We start from the raw sequence: 20,011 nt of genomic DNA on the forward strand, positions 1-20,011 counted from the left end.
AATCTCTGAAATTATCAAATATTCCATCAACTATATACTGGAAGGCTTGAGTGAACAATACTTTATTTTATTCTACAGTAATATTAGCACTTATCATCCCCATCCAACAAGTATAAGAAATGTTACCAGTTTTCGTAGGTGTAAACTCAATTACATTTTCTCCAACTTTTAAGACTTTATCAATTTTATAATCATATACTATTATTTCTCCATTGCATCCATTTAGATTTTCTTTATCCGCTTTGATAATCCATTTTAAAGGAACATTTTTAGTAACTGTAAAAGACTGATATCTACCTGATTCTAAATCTGTAGTAATTGTTTGATAACCTTTCTTTAATACTGCTTGATTCTCATCCATCACCTGTTCTTTTGCAATTGGAGCTATATTTGCAATTCCTCCAAATCCGATGAAGGAAAGACCACGATTACTCATCACAATACCTAAGATAATAACAAGCATTGCACTAATCTTCATCATTTGTTTCGTAAAGCTTGAATTAATCATCGTACTTATAACACCAAATAGAAACATAAGCGGTACTGTTCCCAAACTAAATAAGAACATGGAGAGGGCACCACCTAAGAAACTTCCAGTTGCTAATGCATATAGTTGCATTGCCTGTAATGGCCCACATGGCATAAACCCATTAAGTATTCCCACAATAAATGGTGTTCTTCCAGATTTCTGACTTTCAATCTTATCTACTAGATTTTTAGGAAGTCGTGGCATTAATTTTCTTAATGCTGGAATTACATCGAGCATATTAATTCCCATAATAATCATAAAGATTCCTGCTGCAATTGAAATAATAGCCTTCGTCTCAATATTAACACTAAAAACCGAACCAACGGTTCCTACAATTCCTCCAAGAATTGTATAGGAGGTAACTCGCCCCATGTTATAGAATAAACTAGGTTTTGCTTTGTGATATATTCCTTCCTTCTCACATCCGCTGCAACTGATACATTGTGATAAATTTATTCCTCCACACATCGCAACGCAATGAATTGATGTGAATAATCCTGCAATAAAAAGCATTCCATATCCCATATTTCTAGTAATCTCGGGGTAAAATTGAAACCCAATGGTATTTTTTATAATAATATATATCCCAAATATAATGATACCAAAATAAAGTGTGGTTGAAAATGAATGTTTCTCTACTTTTTCTTCTTCGTCTTCCTTTGTAATAACTTCATAACCTGTTTTTATGATAATATTTTTTATCTCCTCCATTGTAACTTGATTAGGATTAAAGAATACATCAGCCATCGAGGTTTGATAATCTACTTTTACCTTTTCTACACCTAGTAGTGATTTAACCTCTTTTTCTATTTTATATTCGCAGGCTGGACAGGATAGCCCAGATAATTTTATGATAGTATGATTCATTCCTTTACCATGCCTTTCATATTAATATTCAAGCGTGCAACTTAGTTGCACGCTTAATAAATTCTAAAATATTAATTCTTCCAATTATCGAAGATTCCCTCATATTGCTTTAAAGTTGCTTTACTGATAATGATTGAAGTATCGGTAACTTTCTTCTCATCATCACTAATAGGTACTGGGTTACATCCACCTCTAATCATCCCTATGTCATCTACGCTAAACTGATTACCACAATTTTGACAGGTAAGTACTCCATTCTCTTCTTTGTAATATCCTCTTCCTGAACCATTACATACTTGACATGTATTAAATGCTGTACGAATTGTTCCATCCGATGCTTTTACTGCAATGACTTCCATTGTATTATTAAGTTTATTATATGGATTGAATGATACCTGATCTGTTACACTTGCGATAGGAATTACCAGACTATCTTTATTATCTATTGAAGCGATAGATGTAGATTCAGTTTCATTATCTATTGTATCCGTGGATTGTGAATCAATTTCATCTTGCGTGGCTTTTGATGTATCTGTGTTTTCAGAATATACCGTTTTATCCTTATTTGTATCTTGCTTATTTTTAGATAACTGTGGCACCATTACTGTTAGTAAGGCTACTAATAATATTACTCCACTTGTTACTTTTAAAATGATATATTTCTTTTCCCCTTTTTTATTAGTATAGTTGGTTTTCTTTTTATTCATCTTCTCTTTCCTTTCTCATTTATATAATATTGAATACTTGCCTTTTGATGTACTTATTCATTAACTAGAGCTAAATATTATATCCTATTTCTATATTAATCTTATTCTATTAATATGGAGATTTTATGGAGGACAGGATTCGAGTTTGGGTTATTTTATTGAAACAATCAAATATGAGTAGCCTCCTAGGAAAGAAAGCTACTCACTACAACTATAAAAATTCACATCATATTTTATATGTCTATCTTTTATATATCTATATCTTAAATTTGCTAAGATCTTCTCGGAAATTCTTAATCATTGCTTCAAATACCCCAATTTGATCCTTAAGTTCATTAATTTGTTCCACATAAATAGTAACGTTAGAGCTTGCTTCTTGTGTCGAAGCTGAATTCTCTTCTGCGATTACAGAGAGATTAGAAATACCGTCAAATAATTCTGCAATATGATCTGCTTCTATTTTTAGATTCTGTGAAGTCTGAATCATCATGTCAGAAACAATTCTTAGTTGGTTATTGGAATTTTCCGAACTATCAACTGCCTCTTTTAGGTTCGTATTTTCTTTCTCTAATACCTTATATTGTTCATCAATATCTTCAACTACTTCACCAATACTTAAAACAAATTCAGTTAGGCTTCCATTAATTTGCTTTACTGCCTTATTGGTATCATTAGATAGATTTTTGATTTCATCTGCGACAACCGCAAATCCTTTTCCCATCTCACCTGCTCTAGCAGCTTCGATCGAAGCATTTAGTGCTAATAGATTAATTTGATTGGCTATAGCAGCTACAATGGATACTATTTTGGTTATGTTGTCTGCATTATCTTTTAACTCATTACTATTCTTTCGGATGCCATCAAATTTATTTAGTACCTGGTTTATTTCAGAAGCAGTTTTCTGCACATTTCTAAAACTATGTTCAATCTGAACCATTGTATTCTCAATATGCTCCTTATTCTCTTGCCCAGAATCGGATATTTGACTTAGGCTTGTTATGCTACCATCTAATACACGAATTGCCCCCTCCGTATCCTCTGCCTGGGTTATTGCTGCATTTGCAACCTGTTCTAACACTTCGGTAATATCATTAGAAGCATCTCTCATGGTTGCTGTAATCTCAGAAACCGCATTATTAAAGGTGTACATCTCATCCACCATAGAATTAAATCCGATAAAGTCCTTTTGAATTCTCTTCTTTACTTGATTAATGCTATTCATTAATTCTTCATATTCATCATTCGAATGAAGTTCCAATGTCTCTACAAAATTTCTTTCAGACAATTTCTGTAGTTCCTTCTCCACTAACTTTCTTGGACGATGAAATAACACGGTAGATAGCAGTGACACAATAAATGTTGCACCACTTAGAAGTAGTGTATCCACTCCATCTCCAGTTGTAATAAAAGAAACCAAAGCCATTAGTATAGTATTAGCTATTGCAGTTTTTATTGACACATTTCTTAAGACACCAAAGGAAAATATTTGATTAATACGAAATCTCTTAACTAACTGAATTTCTTTTTCAAACGTCAACCTAAGTTGTATCTCAGAAGAATCCTTCTTGATTTCTTCTACTTTGATCTCTTCATTAAAATAATGAGCAACTCCGTTTATCATACCAGCTAAGTAATCTCCCATACCACGTTTTGAGCGGTAGGTAAATGTACATTCATGTGATGAAATAGGCTCCACATCAAGAACTGGTGGTGTAGCCCCTTTAAATCTCTTCATTACGATTGCATGCACATCATTCATTGATTTTAAAAACTGATATGCTGATTCATTACGAAAAAATCCAGGATAATTCTTACTAAACGTTTTAATATTCTCTTCACCCATCATTAACCATATTTCTTTATGATTTTTACCTACTGCATCTCCAACAGAATCTACAATTCCTGTTGCCACTCGATCTTCTACGTCTTGTAATGGTGTAAAAATATGATCTTTGCTTAATTCATATTTATGTAAGGCATCATCTACTACTTTATCTCCAAATAGTTTTCTACAAGACTGTACCCATGATGAAACTACTGTACCCTTCATATCTCTTCCTCCTAAGAATTCTAGTTTTTTAATTACCATATGCTTAGATTATTTTTGCATATGTTCTCGATATCATTTTGCGTTCTATAACACAAAACTAAATTGTATGTAATTAATATAACAAATATTAGGCAAAGATACAATATAAAAATGATAATTATTTTTATTATTAATTTTCTAAATAAATCTAGAATAGTAGAGACGAATCAGACACTGATAAAATAGAAAGTTTCTTTAATTGATATATGATTGCGCATCATACATCTTGTCATTTGGATATTTTGTTGTGCTTATTTTCTCATTCGTTTCCTTATCTTTAACTACAATGGTTACATTCCAATCATCTGGATTGGTTCCTGCAAGTATCTGATACTGTCCAGCATAAAGTGCAATACCTAATCCAGATAACAATCGGTCTGTCCCTAATGGATAAAAAGTCTTATTTACCAATACCGTTATATGTGTTAATTTATCATTGTCATATACAACTTTATCTATAGAAGTAACCCCAACATTTTGTTCAGAACTAGGATCTATAAATTGCTTTAATAATCCATATTGATACATTCTATTTATATCACTTTTATATTGTTTCTTCGTATAAAATAGTGTCAATGTTCCATCACTATTTACTTTTACCTCTGAATACATATCTTTACTCTTGTGTCCTGTATCATTTGCGAATTGTTGCTTTAACTCCTCCGCAGTTACATTTTCCCCTCCAAATAAATTAGTAGGAAGAATTACTCCAATGAAACCATCCTTATTTACTTTTAAAGTTGATGGTACTTTAATAGGGTTTTTTTCTTCTCCAATTGGGATCTTACATGCAACTAATACGACACTTAAGATCATACATAGAAATATAATTAGTAATCTTTTCACTTTCTTTTTCTCCTTTATGTGCTTTAGAATAATAGATTAAACTTTCCAGTATATATTTACAAGTTTATCTTTCTCTTCTTCCTTTATTTCAATTTTTTCAATTAATTCGTTCATCAAATTATCTCTATTATTAGCATCCCTATGTATGAAAGCAAACCCTTCTTCCTTTATTAGTTTTTCAGTTTGCTCTATATTCTTATCAAACATTATTTTATTTTTCATATTCCCTAACTCTTTTTCCTGCTGCTTTAGATAGATTATCTTTTGATTCACCTCTGTAATTACCTCTTGATAAAGTTCATCTTCTAATAGTCCTTTTGATTGATCCAAATATATTTGAACGATGGATTTCTTGTGAAAGTCAATCTCATCTTGAATTCTTTTGATTTCTTGTGTTATTTTTTGTAAGGATTCTGAATGTAATCTCTCATCTTTTTTTATGGAATGTTCGGTTATCATTTGTTCATTTATCTGTTCCTCAATTATCTTCAATAGGCACTCACAGCGAATTGAATTTTTTTCACACGACTTCCCCTTCGATTTTACATATGTACTGCAGTGATAATATTTCTGATTTGAACGATTTCCAGATGTTTTATACATTACTTTTCCACAAGTACCACAGATTACTTTTCCTAACAATATGTCCTTTTTATTATCTCTTATATTTTGATGTGATTTTTGCCTTTCATATAGTCTCTCTTGGACTTTCTGAAACTTTGTAAGTGATATTATTGGATCATGAGTATCATATACTATAAACCAATTTTCTTTTTGTGTGATAATTCTTTTCTTGCTTTTATAAGATACTTTTTTTTCTTTACCTTGCACCAAGTGTCCAAGATATACCTCTGAATGGAGGATTTTCTTAATAGAAGATACTGGCCAATGATATCTATCATTTTCTATGTATTGTTCCACTATGTATTGTTCCACTATATTCTGATCCATTCTATTCTGATCAAAGGTAATCGTTTGTTCTGAATTTAAATTCTCCATTTCATTAGCTTTTGAATGTTCTTGTTCTTTCCGATACCAAGTAGGTGCTAGTACTTTATGACTTTCTAAATACTCGCTTATTCCTTTTACACTATAATCTTCTAAATATAGATTATATATCAACAGAACGTTTTTTGCTGCTTCTGGATCAATCTCTAAATGATGGTGATTCTCTTCCGATTTTCGATAGCCATAGGGTGCAAAAGAGCCTATGAAATCTCCATCTTTTCTCTTCTTATCCAGTACCATACGAATGTTATCGGATAGTTCTTCACAATACCATTCATTGACTAGTCCATTAATCTGTCTGGCTCGTTTATTTCCTTTATCATCGCTATCGGCATTGTCTAGGATACTAACAAAACGAATCCCTAGTTCAGGTAGTAACCCATGAATATATTTTTCTACCAAGATAATATCTCTAGTAAACCTTGATTGAGTCTTACATAATATTACGTCAAATTTTTTCTGCTTCGCGTCCTCTATCATTTCTAGAAAAGAAGGTCTCTTATCATCAAGCCCCGAATAATTATCATCGACATAGATTCGATAGATCTCCATTTCGTATTTCATAGCATATTCAGTCAAAAGAAGCTTTTGATTTGTTATACTATCGCTATCTTCCTCTTCTCTTTTATCTTCGTCTTCTACGGATAATCTGCAATAAATGGCTACTTTACTCATGTGCTTTATCCATCATCTTTTTAAGAATTCTGCGAATTGCTTTCTCTCGCTCTTTTGGGTTGTTGCTTTTGTAGATGTTATTAACAATGATTTTATTATTTGTAAGAGTTTGCTTCATATAAAACCTCTGGTTTGGCTTTAACTTTCTTAGTTTTATTTAATTTATTTTATTCAGAAATGCTTGTTTAACATTCTTGAAGGTTTTTATAAAGTTTGCTTAATAATTTAATATCTATGAGTTACCCGACAAAAGACCTGTTTCAAAATCTAGACTGGCAAATTGCCTAGACAACCTTCCAAACAGGTCATTTGTCGGGCAACTCATAACTATTGTGATTAAACGCTTATGATTATTTTATTAATTTTGATATCTGTTTAAAAGTCTCACTACCTGCTTTTCTTGTTAATTCAAATAGAATTGCTTCATATGTTGTAATAATTGCGCCTTCTTTAATTGCCCTTGTTATTGCATATTCTTGATCTGACTCTTTCCTAGAACTAATACAATCTGCTACTAATATCACTTGATAGTTCATCTCTAGTAGATCAATGACAGTCTGTAATACACAGATATGAGCTTCGATTCCACATATGATGATATTCTTTTTATTGGAGCTCTTTATTTGATGTAAGATTGAGTTCTCATCTTTGGCACTAAATGAAAGTTTTTCTAGGATTGGAGTCTGTGGAATGCTGTCTACGATAACTGGTATTGTATTACCTAGACCCTTAGGATATTGTTCGGTGATTATCATTGGAACCTGTAATATGTTAAGACCTTCTAATAGGATTTTTGTATTATGAATTAGCGTTTCTTTGTTATTCATTACTGGAATTAATTTTTCTTGGTAATCGATTACTAAGGCTAGGGTGTCTTGTAATTGTATTCGCATATTGGTTGCTCCTTTTCCATTTAAATTATAGGTATTACTCGAAGTTATTCTCATTATACTAAAGTAGTGTACCTTTCTAATAAAAATATTATTTTAAATTATTATGTAACTAATATTATGTTTCCTTCTCTACGAAACTACTAGCTTAATTTTAGCTTAATGAGTTATCCTTTACAATGTATTGTAGAATAGAATTTTAAAACGTTAGTAACACTAACAATATGATATAAAGATTTGTGTGATATGATATCCACATAATTTAACAAAGGAGATATTTATTATGACAAAAATTTATACTGATCTTTATCAGTTTACGCAAGTTATAGAGCCAATAAAGTTATCTATTCATCAGTATCTTTTGGTAGGCAAAGAACCGATTTTAATTCAAACAGGTGCCATGCCTCAGACAGAAGTTACATTACCACAGATTAAAGAGATTCTTGGTGAAATGCAATTGAAGTATATTCTAGTATCTCATTTTGAGTCAGATGAATGTGGTGGACTTTCAGTTGTTTTAAAGGAATATCCTAATGCTATTACAGTATGTTCTGAAGTTACAGCGAGACAGCTCATGGGATTTGGAATTACTAATCAAGTTGAGATTAAGAAGCCCACAGATACACTGAGTGGAAATGATTTTGAATTTGGTATTATTGGGTATCCTTCCGAAATGCATTTGTGGGAAGGTCTTTTATTTATTGAAATGAAACGAGGAATCTTTTTTAGTAGTGATCTTATGTTTGCAATGGGTGAGAACCACGGGAAGATTATTGAGAAAACTTGGGATGAGGCAATAGGATTTAGTGGAGTTGAGAATATACCGATGGGGGATATGTTAGATAAAATGATGCGTGATCTGAGGGCGCTTTCTCCACGATTTGTTGCGTGTGGGCATGGGCCTTGTGTGAAGGTTTTGTAGGGGATCTTTTTTGGATTTTGGGATGAGGGATTAATTTGATATATTAAAAGTGATATATAGGGAAAACTCAGAGAGGAGAGATTGACTGGTGTCAATCTCTCCTCTCTGAGTTTTGGGTAACTAATTATTAGGCAAAGGAATGATTACTTAATACTTTGGTCTGATGAATCAGGCCTTTTTTCGAACAAAGGGAGAGGAACAAGCGAAAGCGAAGAACAGCAAGGTAAAGATTTTGTTGTTCTTCGCTTTCGCTTGTTCCTCTCCCTTCATTCGAAAAGGGGCAGAATACTCTGCCCCAAAGTGTTAAGTGATCATTCCTTTAGTAATTGTTACGCTGTTTTATCAAATTGTGAATTATACAAATTAGCATAAAACTCGCCCTTAGCCAACAATTCTTCATGGCTACCTTGCTCGATGATATCTCCATCTTTCATTACTAAGATTAGATCTGCATCTCTTATAGTTGATAATCTATGAGCGATAATAAAGCTAGTTCTACCCTTCATAAGGTTATCCATTGCTTTTTGGATTAATACCTCAGTTCTGGTATCTACGGAGCTTGTTGCTTCATCTAGTATTAGAATTTTTGGATCTGCTAGGATGGCACGTGCTATGGTTAATAATTGTTTTTGTCCTTGTGAGATATTTGATGCTTCTTCATTTAATTCCATATTATAACCATCTGGTAATGCTCTTACGAAGTGGTCTACATGGGCTGCTTTTGCAGCTTTTATTACATCTTCATCACTTGCTTCTAGTTTTCCATAGCGGATATTTTCTCTAATTGAACCATTAAATAACCAAGTATCTTGTAATACCATTCCAAATAGTTCTCTTAATTCACTACGATTAAAATCTTTGATATCATGGCCATCAATCTTTATGGCACCTTTATTTACATCATAGAATCTCATTAACAATTTTATCATTGTTGTTTTACCTGCACCTGTTGGTCCTACGATTGCTACCTTTTGGCCAGGTTTTACATTTGCGCTAAAGTCATTGATGATGACTTTATCTGGGTTATAGCCAAAATGTACATGTTCAAAGCTTACGCTTCCTTCAATATTTTCTGTAGCAACTGGATTCTCTGCGAATTGGTCTTCCTCTTCTTCATTTAAGAATTCAAAGACTCTTTCTGCTGCCGCAGCTGTTGATTGAAGTTGGTTGGCTACTTGCGCTAATTGTCCGATTGGTTGGTTAAATTGTCTTACGTATTGAATAAAGGATTGGATATCACCAACTTTTACTTTTCCCTTTACTGCTAAATATCCACCTAAGATTGCAACTGCAACATAACCGAGGTTACCTACAAATGTCATAATAGGCATCATCATACCAGATAGGAATTGTGATTTCCAAGCTGAATTATATAAAGTATCATTTGCTTTGTTAAAATCATCAATTACTTGTTCTTGGCCATTGAATACAGTAACTACGCTATGTCCACCATAGATTTCTTCTATCTGACCATTTACATGACCAAGATACTCTTGTTGCTCTGTAAAGTATTTCTGTGATTTCTTTACTACTGATGCAATGAGAATACCTGATATAGGTAACACTAACATTGCTACAATCGTCATAAATACATTGATTGATAACATCATACCTATAATACCAATGATTAAGGTTATTGATGTAATAATCTGAGTGATACTTTGATTTAAACTTTGACTTAGGGTATCCACATCATTGGTTACTCTTGATAATACTTCACCATTTGTCTTTGATTCAAAGTATTTCATTGGCATACGATTAATCTTCTTAGAGATCTCTTTACGAAGATTATAGATAACCTTTTGCGATACATCTGTCATGATAAATCCTTGAATTAATCCAAAGATTGCACTTACTATATATAAGATTACCAAGGTAAATAAGATATGACCGATTTTATCAAAATCAATACCACCCTTGCCTGAAATCTTCTTCATCATACCACTAAATATTTCTGTTGTAGCATTACCCAAGATTTTAGGTCCAACTATCGTAAATACGGTACTACCAATTGCAAATAATATTACTAAATATATTTTAATTTGATATTTTCCAAGATAGCTTATTAGTTTCTTCATAGAACCTTTAAAATCTTTTGCTTTTTCACCTGGCGCCATTGGTCCGCCGCCCATAGGTCCACCATGACCTCTTCTAGGATTTCTTCTTTTTACTTCATTACTCATTCTCTAGCTCCTCCTTTGAAAGTTGTGATAAAGCTATTTGATTATATACTTCACAGTTTTTAAGAAGTTCTTTATGAGTTCCTTTTCCTACAATCTTACCCTCGTCTAATACTAATATTTGATCTGCATGTAATATTGTACTAATTCTTTGAGCTACGATAATTACTGTACTACTACCAATTTCAGTATTTAAAGCTTTTCTTAAAGAAACATCTGTTTTATAATCTAAGGCTGAGAAACTATCATCGAAGATATAGATTTCTGGATCTTTTGCAATTGCTCTTGCAATAGATAGTCTTTGCTTTTGACCACCTGATACATTGTTTCCACCTTGCGATATTTCTGTGTTATATTTCTCGTCTTTTGTTTCAATGAACTCTGTCGCTTGCGCTATTCTTGCTGCTTTTATTATATCTTCTTCTGAGGCATCTTGTTTACCATAACGAATATTAGAATCTATGGTTCCTGTAAATAATATACCTTTTTGAGGAACGTATCCTAATTTATCTCTAAGATCATGTAGGGATACCTTCTTAATATCTGTACCATCAACTTTAATATTACCTTCTGTAGTATCATAGAATCTTGGTATTAAGTTGATTAATGTTGATTTACCACTACCCGTACTACCGATGATTGCAGTTGTCTGACCTGGTTTCGCAACGAAACTAATATCAGTTAATACATCCTCATCTGCTTTTGGATAACGGAAGGATACATGATCAAATTCAACATATCCTTTTTTATCATTTGTAAAGGTTTCAGCTCTTTCTGGCTCTAGAATTGTATATTCTGTATTCAATACTTCTGCAATACGAGTTCCTGATACCGAAGCACGTGGAAGGAAGATTGAGATCATAGATAACATTAAGAATGACATGATAATCTGCATTGTATATTGAATAAATGCCATCATATCACCAACTTGCATGCTACCATCATCAATTCCATATGCACCTCTCCATACGATAAGAATGGATACTAAACTCATGATTAATGTCATTAAAGGCATCATAAAAGTCATAACACGGTTAACGAATAGATTTGTTTTTGTAAGATCCACATTTGCTTTATCAAATCTCTTCTCTTCATATTTCTCTGTACTAAATGCACGAATTACAGATAGCCCTGTTAATATTTCACGAGTTACTAAGTTTAACCTATCAATTAGCTTTTGCATGGACTTAAATTTTGGCATTGCAACACTAAATAATATTAGAATCAATGTTAATAATGCACCTACTGCAACTGCAATAATCCAAGCCATAGAGGTATTCGTCTGTAATACTTTTACTACACCACCAAATGCTAATATTGGAGCATAGAATACAATACGAATCATAAGTACCATAAACATCTGTATCTGTTGGATATCATTTGTACTACGAGTAATCAAGGACGCGGTAGAGAATTTATCAAATTCTGTATTCGAGAATCCTACTACCCTCTCAAATACATTCCTTCTTAAATCTTTCGCAAATAATGCCGCTACTTTCGCTGCTATAAAACCAACTAATATTGTTGCAGCCATACTTACAAATGCTAAAGCAATCATCAATAAACCTGTTTTAATAATATAATGAGATTGGATCTTTTCGACATTTACACCAATCACTTTATATTCATTCTTAACAAATGCGATTGCAGTTTGTTCGGAGATTGTATCTGGCATAGCATCAAATTGTTCTGATATTTTACCAGTAATTTGCTTTAAAGAGTCTGCCGGCATCTGAGCTAAGACAGTAAATATATCTGTATCGGCTGGGAGATTTGGAATACTACTCATGATTTGTTCCTTGGCAGCCTTCATATCTTTACTATTGCTTGAGAATGCATACACCATCATGAAAGAATCTTTAAATACTTTATTTAACTTTTTAATAGTATCTTTATCTTTTGTGTTTAACTTATATACTTTTTCTTTCTTAAGAATAGGATAATCTTTTACATAATCCTTATATTTTGTACTACTCAATTTTTCTTTATCTAATACCTTGTAGGAGTCTAATATAAGTTCTTTCTCCTTACCACTTACAAATATCAAGGCATTATTCATCTGACTTTCTCTTATTACTTCAGGAGTTACCCTAGATATTCCTCCTTGTTGTATACCAACATTGACAATATCGGATGTATAAGAAGGTAAGGCCAAATCACTATTTGCTTGAATAATCAGCAAAAATACTACTATAATGATTGGCAATGTTGATTTCTTAAGATATTTTACTAATTTTAGCATGTACTTCTTCCTTTCTTTTCTTTCTCTCTCGCTTCTACGTTACTTATATCTTCTAATATAATATCGTATAAACGCTTACTAATACGATTCAGATGATCGGTGTCTTCATCACCTAACTTTTGAATCGTTCGACTAACAAAGTTGTCAAATGCTTCTTTTCCTTCCGCTAGAATCTTTCTTCCTCCTGCGGTCAATGCAATGTAAACAACTCTTCGATCTTTCTCGTCTGCAATTCTTTCTAATAATTCTTTTTCTTCTAAATGTCTTATTGCTTTCGAGGTAGCTGGTGCAGAGGCATGAGTGAATTTACTTAACTCCGATACTTTAATGCCAGGTAACTCTTTCTCTAATTCTTTGTTTTTCTTCATATAATTATCAATGCACATAAGTATCATAAATTCACTGTGACCTAATCCTGTATGTGGTCTCATTTTGTGTCCGAGTTTTTTAAATTTATTTAAATTTTCTAATAACTCTTGGCCTCTTTTATCTACCATATTTACTCATTCTCCTTTCTTTCTTAATTAATTGGGGTAATTACACGACTCCTTCACATTATTATTATATATTTGGAATCTCTTTACAGTAATTAACTAAGTTAACTTTTAACTAAGTTAATTGTTAACCTAGTTAACTATTATATATGTTAAGTAAATTATACTCAAAAAAAATAATCTGTCAACCAGACTATTTATATTTTTAATTTTTTTATACTTTTTTTATATTTATTAACATTATTTTCATTTACTAAACACTAATATTATATTTCATTCCTTCCATTATGTTACGTTCTTAAAATTGACAAAAATGGATGTGGAGTCTATAATAATACGGTAAAAGTAAATGCTACGAGTTGCCCGACATATGACCTGTTTGGGAGGTTGTCTAGGCAATTTGCGCAAAACAGAAAAACTCATGCTATAGAATCGGGGTAGAATTATGAATAGAGAAATGATGAAATCACTTAATTTAAAATATACAAAAAAACGTGAAGTTATCTTAAAAATATTAGAACAATCAAATACTCCAATGACTGCTGAAGATATCTTTACATTAACGAGCAAAGAACTTCATATGAGCTTTTCTACCGTGTATCGCTCCCTTTCAGCACTTACCGAAAAAAATGTTATTATGAAAGAACTTCGCCAAGATGGCAAAACATATTTTCAAATTAATTCACATAATCACAAACATCATATCATCTGTACCGTATGTGGAGAAGTTACTCCAATTGATCAGTGTCCTCTTCATGAGTTAGAGAATAAATTAACCCAGCAAACTGGATATCAGATTACAGGCCATAATCTTGAATTCTGTGGCATCTGTCCGAAATGCTCGAAACAAGCCCATAATAAATAAGATTTATCTCTTATTATGAATACGCTTTACCTTTCATTATGAAAGTAGCTTTATCTTCCAGTTATGCTCTTCTATAAAATATACTAATTCTGACATAATATTAAGTTCTGAATCTAATCGAATTCCAAAACGAATACTTTCTATCTTTCCAACTTTGCATATACTTTTATAATATATCTTTGGAATATCATAGACGGTTCGCTCTCCCTCTTGCTCCATTAATAACTTTAATGGTTTTAAATCTCCATCTTCCTTAAAAGATGCAATTACAGAAGTTTCTACAAAATTTTCTTTTTTAGGTATCCACTCTCTTTTTGGCTGCTGATATTCAAATCCAAACGCCATATTCAATCCCTCATTTCTTAATACTAACATTACACTTCAACCTTGGGGCTGATTTCAAAGAATATTTTTTATCTCTTAATCACATTATATCAGAACATGTGTTCTGTGTAAATATACAAATATACCCATTATTTTTTTCTGTATTTATTTATTTTTTTTGTTATAATTTGATAGTAAATATTGGATAAATATAATTCTAAAATATATTAACTTATATAATTGAAAGGGACTCTACACGAATGAATTCTCAAAAACTACATAAATATTTATGCTCTGTATTTTTAATAATTATTGCATTAAGTATTATATATCCTATCGTGAAATCGCAAACATCCAAGTCACCATTAGTTAAAAATGGTGTTCTCGATTTAACAGATTGGTCATTCCATGATAATCAGACAGTAAAACTAAATGGAAAATGGGAATTTTATTTTAATCAGTTACTATCACCTTCTGATTTTACCAATAACACCAATCATTTTACTTATCAGGAAGTACCCTCTAGGTGGGATCGTTATACGATTAATGGCAAACCACTTTCCTCGAAAGGCTGTGCTACATATAGATTAAAATTAAAGCTCCCCTCCGATGAGAAACATTATGGAATAAAAATAACCAGTATATTTTCTTCCTCAAAAATATTTGTGAACGGTGAAGAAATTTATCGTTGTGGTATACCTGGAACTAGTGAAGAATCTACTTCACATGAATTTTATGCGGATACCGTATATTTTACAACAGATAAAAGTAATACTGAGATTGTGATACAGGTATCAAATTATTTATATGCATATAATGGAATCTTTTATCCAATTTACTTTGGTCCAGAAAAAGCAATAACTCATCAACGTATTTTAAGTGTACTTATTGATGGCTTTTTTATTATTGGCATGCTACTTATGTCTATCTACACTTTTGGAATTAGTTTTCAGAGAAAAAATAGAATTGGATTACTTTTTTTCGCAGGATATTGCTTAGCTTCTGCTCTTTATAAGATGACATGTTCAGAAGTACTATTGAACTATTTATTTCCGAATATCTCGTTTACCTTTTGCTTTCAATTTCAAGCCTTCAGTATTCTAGCAGAATATTATCTTTTATTTTTATTTGCATATTATGCATTTAAAGTGCAATATAAAGGACTTAAAAAGTTAGTTCACATCATAGCTTGTTTCTTCTTATGTTTAACACTTTTTACTAAATTTTATTTATGGAGTTATACATACATTCTCTTTTTTATAACTACCTTATTGCTAATTATCTTAATAACTTATATCTTTTATAATCAGTTTCATATTGCTGTAATTGGAAAGACTCATTTGTATTTAGCAATGATCTGTTCCGTATTACTATTTATTGAATGCTTCTTTAATATTGTACTCGGTTTGGAATCTGACTATTTTCCTCCAATTGTACAGCCGATATTTGTTTTCGCTCTTTCTTTTTATATGTCTGAAAATTATTCCGTTGCATTTGAGACAATTGAAACATTGAGTGCACGACTAACACAACTTGATAAGTTAAAAGATGACTTTTTAGCAAAGACTTCACACGAATTAAAGACACCACTAAATGGTATTATTAATATATCTGAATCATTATTAGATGGTTCTGGTGGAACGTTAAACGAAGAACAATATGAAGATCTATCGCTCATTACTAATATAGGGAAACGCCTTTCCAATCTTGTATATGATATTTTAGATTATTCAAAACTTAAGAATGGTGCTCTCTCTCTTCACCTAACTATTATTGATATCTACCCAGTAATCGACTCTACTCTAAATATCTTTCAATATCTAATAAAAGGGAAGATAATAGAATTTGATAACCAGGTGCCTTCCAATACTTATTTTATCCTTGCAGACGAGAACCGATTTAAACAGATTGTTTTTAACCTTCTAGACAATGCCGTTAAGTTTACACCCAAAGGATCTATAACCATATCTGCATATTATGATAACTCAGAAGTATTTATAGCAGTCAAAGATACCGGAATCGGTATCCCAAGTTCTAAACTGGCAACTATATTTTATTCTTACGAGCAGCTTGAAATGAATGGTAACATATCAACTGGCGGTGTAGGTTTAGGACTCTCAATTACGAAACAATTAATTTCATTGCATAATGGTAGTATATTCGTAGAATCAGATATAGGAAAAGGTAGTTGCTTTACCGTATCATTTCCTGCAAAAGCAAAGAATGAATTAACTCTAAAAGAAAAAGATGAGATCAATCCAAAAGTTGATGATAATAATTTATCCAAAGAATATCATTTACCTTATTCAAAGCATATGAAAGGGAAAGCAAATATTCTTGTTGTCGATGATGAATATTCAAATCTTAAATCCTTATTAAATGTACTTACCTTATGGAATTATAACGTAACCATAACGGATAATCCCAAAACAGCTCTTCAATTACTAATGAATAACCGGAGCTACGATCTTGTTATCTTAGATATTATGATGCCTTTTATGTCAGGATATGAAGTATGCAGACATTTAAGAATTAGATATAATTTTCTTGATCTTCCTATCCTAATACTCACAGCCAAGAATTCACCTATGGATATTCAAGCTGGATTTCATGCAGGAGCCAATGATTTTCTTGAAAAACCATTTGATTCAAAAGAGTTAGAATGTAGGGTAAATACTCTTATCCAACTAAAAAAATCAAAAGAATTATTGCTTGAGAGAGAAACTGCATTTTTACAGGCACAAATTAAACCACACTTTTTATTCAATGCATTAAACACCATCAACTCCTTTTGTTATAGCAATCCTGAGCAAGCTAGTAAGCTATTAATGGAACTTGGTGTATTCTTACGAGGTAGTTTTGATTTTAAAAGTACAGCAACTTATGTTACATTAGAAAAAGAACTTCGCTTAGTAAAGGCTTATGTTTCAATAGAAAAGGCACGATATGATAATAGATTGGAGATTGATTATCAATACGATTCTTCCATTCTAAAGTACAGTATTCTTCCACTAACGATACAACCAATTGTTGAGAATTCCATCCGCCATGGTATTATGAAAAGAATTGGTGGTGGGCTTATTCAAGTCCGGATTACTACTGATCATGATGACATCTTTATTGAAGTATCTGATAATGGTATCGGAATGGATCAAACTATGATTTCTTCTCTACTAAGTGAAAAGCCAATTGGTGATGGTGTAGGCCTCTATAATATAAATTGTAGATTATTAAACTACTATAATACTTCTCTTAGAATTACAAGTAATAAGGATCAGGGTACCCTTGTATCCTTTCACATACCCATGCAGATAAAATAAAGATTCTTAAGAAGACTCATTAATGTTAAGATAACTTATTCCATTTTACGATAGATAGGAGAATCCCATGATAAAAGCAATTATCGTAGATAATGAAAAACCAGCAATACAAATATTAAAATTATTCTTAGAAAAGACAAATCAAATCGAAGTGATTGGTTGCTATTTAAACGCACCCAAAGCACTAGAAACTCTTATAACATTAGTGCCTGACGTTATTTTTCTTGATATTGATATGCCTCAAATGAATGGCTTGGAGATGGCTGAAATCATTCAAAATCAAAATATTAATACAGAGATTGTATTTGTTACTGCATATAATCAATATGCACTTGATGCATTTCGTGTAAATGCTATTGACTATCTCTTAAAGCCACTCTCCATGGATGATATAGAAAAAACAGTAAAAAGGCTTAATAAAAGAATTATAACTACTCCATCTTTACCGAAAGTAAACAAAACGGCAAAAATTCATTGTTTTGGGAGACTCTTAGTGTATGGTTCTCCCGAAGATACCCCAATTAAGTGGAGAACTTCAAAAGCAGAGGAATTATTTGCTTTTCTCTATCAAAACCGAGGCAATAGTGTACCTAAGACCGCAATCTGTAGTGCATTATGGAGTGATATTCCAGAGGATAAAGTAGATGTATATCTCCACACTTCTATATATAAAATGAAAAAAGATCTACAAAGTTACCATATTCCTGTGGAGATAAAATTCAGTAATGGTTGTTATTATATGACGCTCCCTAATACATACAGTGATATAGAAGAATTTGATTCTATCATAGATTCTGATCTTCCTCTTGATTCTTCTACCCTCGAAAAATATGAGCGTGCGATCATTCTCTATAAAAATAATTATCTTGATAGCCATGAATACTTATGGTCTTTACCAACAAGAGAGCTTTATTATCAAAAATATCGTAACTTAATAAAACTTTTGGTAAATTATTATGTAAAAGAGAAAAATACAATAGCAATAGAGAAAATTATTAAACCATTATTAGAGAATTTTCCACTTGATGAATATGCTCATGAAACTTTATTAAAAGTATATTATGTAAAAAAAGATCGTATTGCTTTTGTAACTCATTATAATCATATGCTTCGTTTGTATAAAAACAAATTAGGTATTACACCAAAACCTTCTATTGAAGCATTGTATAATAGTATTACAAAAAACACTTAATATTTATTAATCAAAAAAGTCCTTAATTAGCATTTTTTACTAATTAAGGACTTTTTTGGTTTTTATGAATTTATTTATTTCACTTCATTTTCCTCCGCAATCTGTCTAATTGTTATGTTGAATATAATAATATAAATTTTCAACATATTGTTTTGCTTTCTCTTGGTCGGTTATCAGATCAAATGGATTATTTCCCGCTTCTATATACTGCTTAAAGAATGCTTTAATAACTTTATTTCTCTTTTCTCCACCTTCAACATGATATTGGGCTCTAATTTGCTCAATCCTTTGTTTAATAACGCGATCAATGATTAGATCTTTATACCCAGTAATAATAATTGTAAATGAATCTCCTGTAAGAAATCTAAATTCTACACTATATACTCTTTGGTTTCCTTCTGACACACTTGCATAACAATAATATAATAAAAATTTAGGAATAAAATAGCCATTAATCTTATACCAATTTTCCGATTCCATAAAGCACTTATTCGGCAGATTAGATTCCGGTACACCCTTAAAATTTTGACTATTTATATGCTGTTTCAATACATTATTAGGGATATACTGACTAATCCTTGGAACGCTTAACAATGGAGTTTTTATATATCTAATAAAGCTTGGAGACCATAACACAAGAATTATAACTATTACCAATACACTTAAAAGTTCTTGTTGGTTTGATTTGATATCGATAGAATTTCCAGAAATATAATTGGAAACATAAACGATAATGTTATCTATTACATAAATTGCCAAGCACGAATATACCAAAAGACTTATAACTTTTTTTAAAGGATGTAGTTTTTTTAATTCGCATTCATTTACTGAATTATATGCCATCTTTTTAGTTTCCTCCTC

16 protein-coding genes are annotated in these 20,011 nt (G+C 31.5%); 4 read left to right on the forward strand and 12 right to left on the reverse strand.

Features of this window, described 5'->3' with window-relative positions; translation table 11 throughout:
- Positions 1–67: 67 nt before the first annotated feature.
- The 7 genes from bsdtb5_RS16320 to bsdtb5_RS16350 all read right to left on the reverse strand — a co-directional run bounded on the left by bsdtb5_RS16320 (position 68) and on the right by bsdtb5_RS16350 (position 7,614).
- Entirely contained in the window at positions 68–1,396 is a 1,329-nt protein-coding gene (locus bsdtb5_RS16320; protein ID WP_271713037.1) for an urease accessory protein UreH domain-containing protein, read from the reverse strand.
- Positions 1,397–1,467: 71 nt separating this feature from the next.
- On the reverse strand, positions 1,468–2,103 hold the full coding sequence (locus bsdtb5_RS16325; protein ID WP_271713038.1) for a DUF2318 domain-containing protein: 636 nt from the start codon (positions 2,101–2,103) through the stop codon (positions 1,468–1,470).
- Between the two features lie 256 nt (positions 2,104–2,359).
- The gene (locus bsdtb5_RS16330; protein ID WP_271713039.1) at positions 2,360–4,153 is read right to left on the reverse strand and encodes a heme NO-binding domain-containing protein; all 1,794 of its coding nucleotides are present in this window, start codon (positions 4,151–4,153) and stop codon (positions 2,360–2,362) included.
- A gap of 234 nt (positions 4,154–4,387) precedes the next feature.
- Positions 4,388–5,038, reverse strand: a complete 651-nt coding sequence (locus tag bsdtb5_RS16335; RefSeq protein WP_271713040.1) for a hypothetical protein — start codon at positions 5,036–5,038, stop codon at positions 4,388–4,390.
- Between the two features lie 36 nt (positions 5,039–5,074).
- Positions 5,075–6,721: a recombinase family protein gene (locus bsdtb5_RS16340; protein WP_271713041.1), complete on the reverse strand. Its 1,647-nt coding sequence runs from the start codon at positions 6,719–6,721 to the stop codon at positions 5,075–5,077.
- Positions 6,714–6,839, reverse strand: coding sequence for a hypothetical protein (locus bsdtb5_RS16345; protein ID WP_271713042.1), 126 nt, complete (start codon positions 6,837–6,839; stop codon positions 6,714–6,716). The genes bsdtb5_RS16340 and bsdtb5_RS16345 overlap by 8 nt, the downstream gene beginning before the upstream one ends.
- Before the next feature lie 232 nt (positions 6,840–7,071).
- A complete protein-coding gene (locus bsdtb5_RS16350; protein ID WP_271713043.1) occupies positions 7,072–7,614 on the reverse strand; it encodes a hydrolase in 543 nt (180 codons plus the stop codon).
- Between the two features lie 280 nt (positions 7,615–7,894).
- Between bsdtb5_RS16350 and bsdtb5_RS16355 the strand changes: the two genes are divergently transcribed.
- Positions 7,895–8,533, forward strand: coding sequence for an oxygen-binding di-iron domain-containing protein (locus bsdtb5_RS16355; protein WP_271713044.1), 639 nt, complete (start codon positions 7,895–7,897; stop codon positions 8,531–8,533).
- 329 nt (positions 8,534–8,862) lie between these two features.
- Here bsdtb5_RS16355 and bsdtb5_RS16360 read toward each other — a convergent pair whose 3' ends face one another.
- The 3 genes from bsdtb5_RS16360 to bsdtb5_RS16370 are packed head-to-tail and all read right to left on the reverse strand — an operon-like array spanning position 8,863 to position 13,452.
- Positions 8,863–10,716, reverse strand: coding sequence for an ABC transporter ATP-binding protein (locus bsdtb5_RS16360; RefSeq protein ID WP_271713045.1), 1,854 nt, complete (start codon positions 10,714–10,716; stop codon positions 8,863–8,865).
- Entirely contained in the window at positions 10,709–12,955 is a 2,247-nt protein-coding gene (locus tag bsdtb5_RS16365) for an ABC transporter ATP-binding protein (protein WP_271713046.1), read from the reverse strand. The genes bsdtb5_RS16360 and bsdtb5_RS16365 overlap by 8 nt, the downstream gene beginning before the upstream one ends.
- Positions 12,949–13,452 carry a MarR family winged helix-turn-helix transcriptional regulator gene (locus tag bsdtb5_RS16370; protein WP_271713047.1) on the reverse strand — a complete coding sequence of 168 codons (504 nt, stop codon included), beginning with the start codon at positions 13,450–13,452 and terminating at the stop codon, positions 12,949–12,951. The genes bsdtb5_RS16365 and bsdtb5_RS16370 overlap by 7 nt, the downstream gene beginning before the upstream one ends.
- A 442-nt stretch (positions 13,453–13,894) precedes the next feature.
- Here bsdtb5_RS16370 and bsdtb5_RS16375 point away from each other — a divergent pair, with 442 nt between their 5' ends.
- Positions 13,895–14,314, forward strand: a complete 420-nt coding sequence (locus tag bsdtb5_RS16375) for a Fur family transcriptional regulator (RefSeq protein WP_271713048.1) — start codon at positions 13,895–13,897, stop codon at positions 14,312–14,314.
- A 36-nt stretch (positions 14,315–14,350) separates the two neighbouring features.
- Here the strand turns inward: bsdtb5_RS16375 and bsdtb5_RS16380 are convergent, their stop codons facing one another.
- Complete coding sequence (locus bsdtb5_RS16380; protein WP_271713049.1) at positions 14,351–14,689, reverse strand: hypothetical protein; 339 nt, start codon at positions 14,687–14,689, stop codon at positions 14,351–14,353.
- 209 nt (positions 14,690–14,898) lie between these two features.
- Here bsdtb5_RS16380 and bsdtb5_RS16385 point away from each other — a divergent pair, with 209 nt between their 5' ends.
- On the forward strand, positions 14,899–17,958 hold the full coding sequence (locus bsdtb5_RS16385; protein ID WP_271713050.1) for a hybrid sensor histidine kinase/response regulator: 3,060 nt from the start codon (positions 14,899–14,901) through the stop codon (positions 17,956–17,958).
- A 67-nt stretch (positions 17,959–18,025) separates the two neighbouring features.
- Positions 18,026–19,150 carry a response regulator gene (locus bsdtb5_RS16390; RefSeq protein WP_271713051.1) on the forward strand — a complete coding sequence of 375 codons (1,125 nt, stop codon included), beginning with the start codon at positions 18,026–18,028 and terminating at the stop codon, positions 19,148–19,150.
- 105 nt (positions 19,151–19,255) lie between these two features.
- Here the strand turns inward: bsdtb5_RS16390 and bsdtb5_RS16395 are convergent, their stop codons facing one another.
- Positions 19,256–19,993 (reverse strand): hypothetical protein, encoded by a 738-nt coding sequence (locus bsdtb5_RS16395; protein ID WP_271713052.1) that lies wholly within the window; start codon positions 19,991–19,993, stop codon positions 19,256–19,258.
- Between the last annotated feature and the right edge of the window lie 18 nt (positions 19,994–20,011).

Source organism: Anaeromicropila herbilytica, assembly GCF_016591975.1.
GTDB classification, from domain to species: domain Bacteria; phylum Bacillota; class Clostridia; order Lachnospirales; family Lachnospiraceae; genus Anaeromicropila; species Anaeromicropila herbilytica.

Coding starts and splice junctions, on each gene's coding strand:
- bsdtb5_RS16320 (WP_271713037.1), bottom strand. CDS start 1,396: ATGAATCATACTATCATAAAATTATCTGGGCTATCCTGTCCAGCCTGC.
- bsdtb5_RS16325 (WP_271713038.1), bottom strand. CDS start 2,103: ATGAATAAAAAGAAAACCAACTATACTAATAAAAAAGGGGAAAAGAAA.
- bsdtb5_RS16330 (WP_271713039.1), bottom strand. CDS start 4,153: ATGAAGGGTACAGTAGTTTCATCATGGGTACAGTCTTGTAGAAAACTA.
- bsdtb5_RS16340 (WP_271713041.1), bottom strand. CDS start 6,721: ATGAGTAAAGTAGCCATTTATTGCAGATTATCCGTAGAAGACGAAGAT.
- bsdtb5_RS16345 (WP_271713042.1), bottom strand. CDS start 6,839: ATGAAGCAAACTCTTACAAATAATAAAATCATTGTTAATAACATCTAC.
- bsdtb5_RS16350 (WP_271713043.1), bottom strand. CDS start 7,614: ATGCGAATACAATTACAAGACACCCTAGCCTTAGTAATCGATTACCAA.
- bsdtb5_RS16355 (WP_271713044.1), top strand. CDS start 7,895: ATGACAAAAATTTATACTGATCTTTATCAGTTTACGCAAGTTATAGAG.
- bsdtb5_RS16360 (WP_271713045.1), bottom strand. CDS start 10,716: ATGAGTAATGAAGTAAAAAGAAGAAATCCTAGAAGAGGTCATGGTGGA.
- bsdtb5_RS16365 (WP_271713046.1), bottom strand. CDS start 12,955: ATGCTAAAATTAGTAAAATATCTTAAGAAATCAACATTGCCAATCATT.
- bsdtb5_RS16370 (WP_271713047.1), bottom strand. CDS start 13,452: ATGGTAGATAAAAGAGGCCAAGAGTTATTAGAAAATTTAAATAAATTT.
- bsdtb5_RS16375 (WP_271713048.1), top strand. CDS start 13,895: ATGAATAGAGAAATGATGAAATCACTTAATTTAAAATATACAAAAAAA.
- bsdtb5_RS16380 (WP_271713049.1), bottom strand. CDS start 14,689: ATGTTAGTATTAAGAAATGAGGGATTGAATATGGCGTTTGGATTTGAA.
- bsdtb5_RS16385 (WP_271713050.1), top strand. CDS start 14,899: ATGAATTCTCAAAAACTACATAAATATTTATGCTCTGTATTTTTAATA.
- bsdtb5_RS16390 (WP_271713051.1), top strand. CDS start 18,026: ATGATAAAAGCAATTATCGTAGATAATGAAAAACCAGCAATACAAATA.
- bsdtb5_RS16395 (WP_271713052.1), bottom strand. CDS start 19,993: ATGGCATATAATTCAGTAAATGAATGCGAATTAAAAAAACTACATCCT.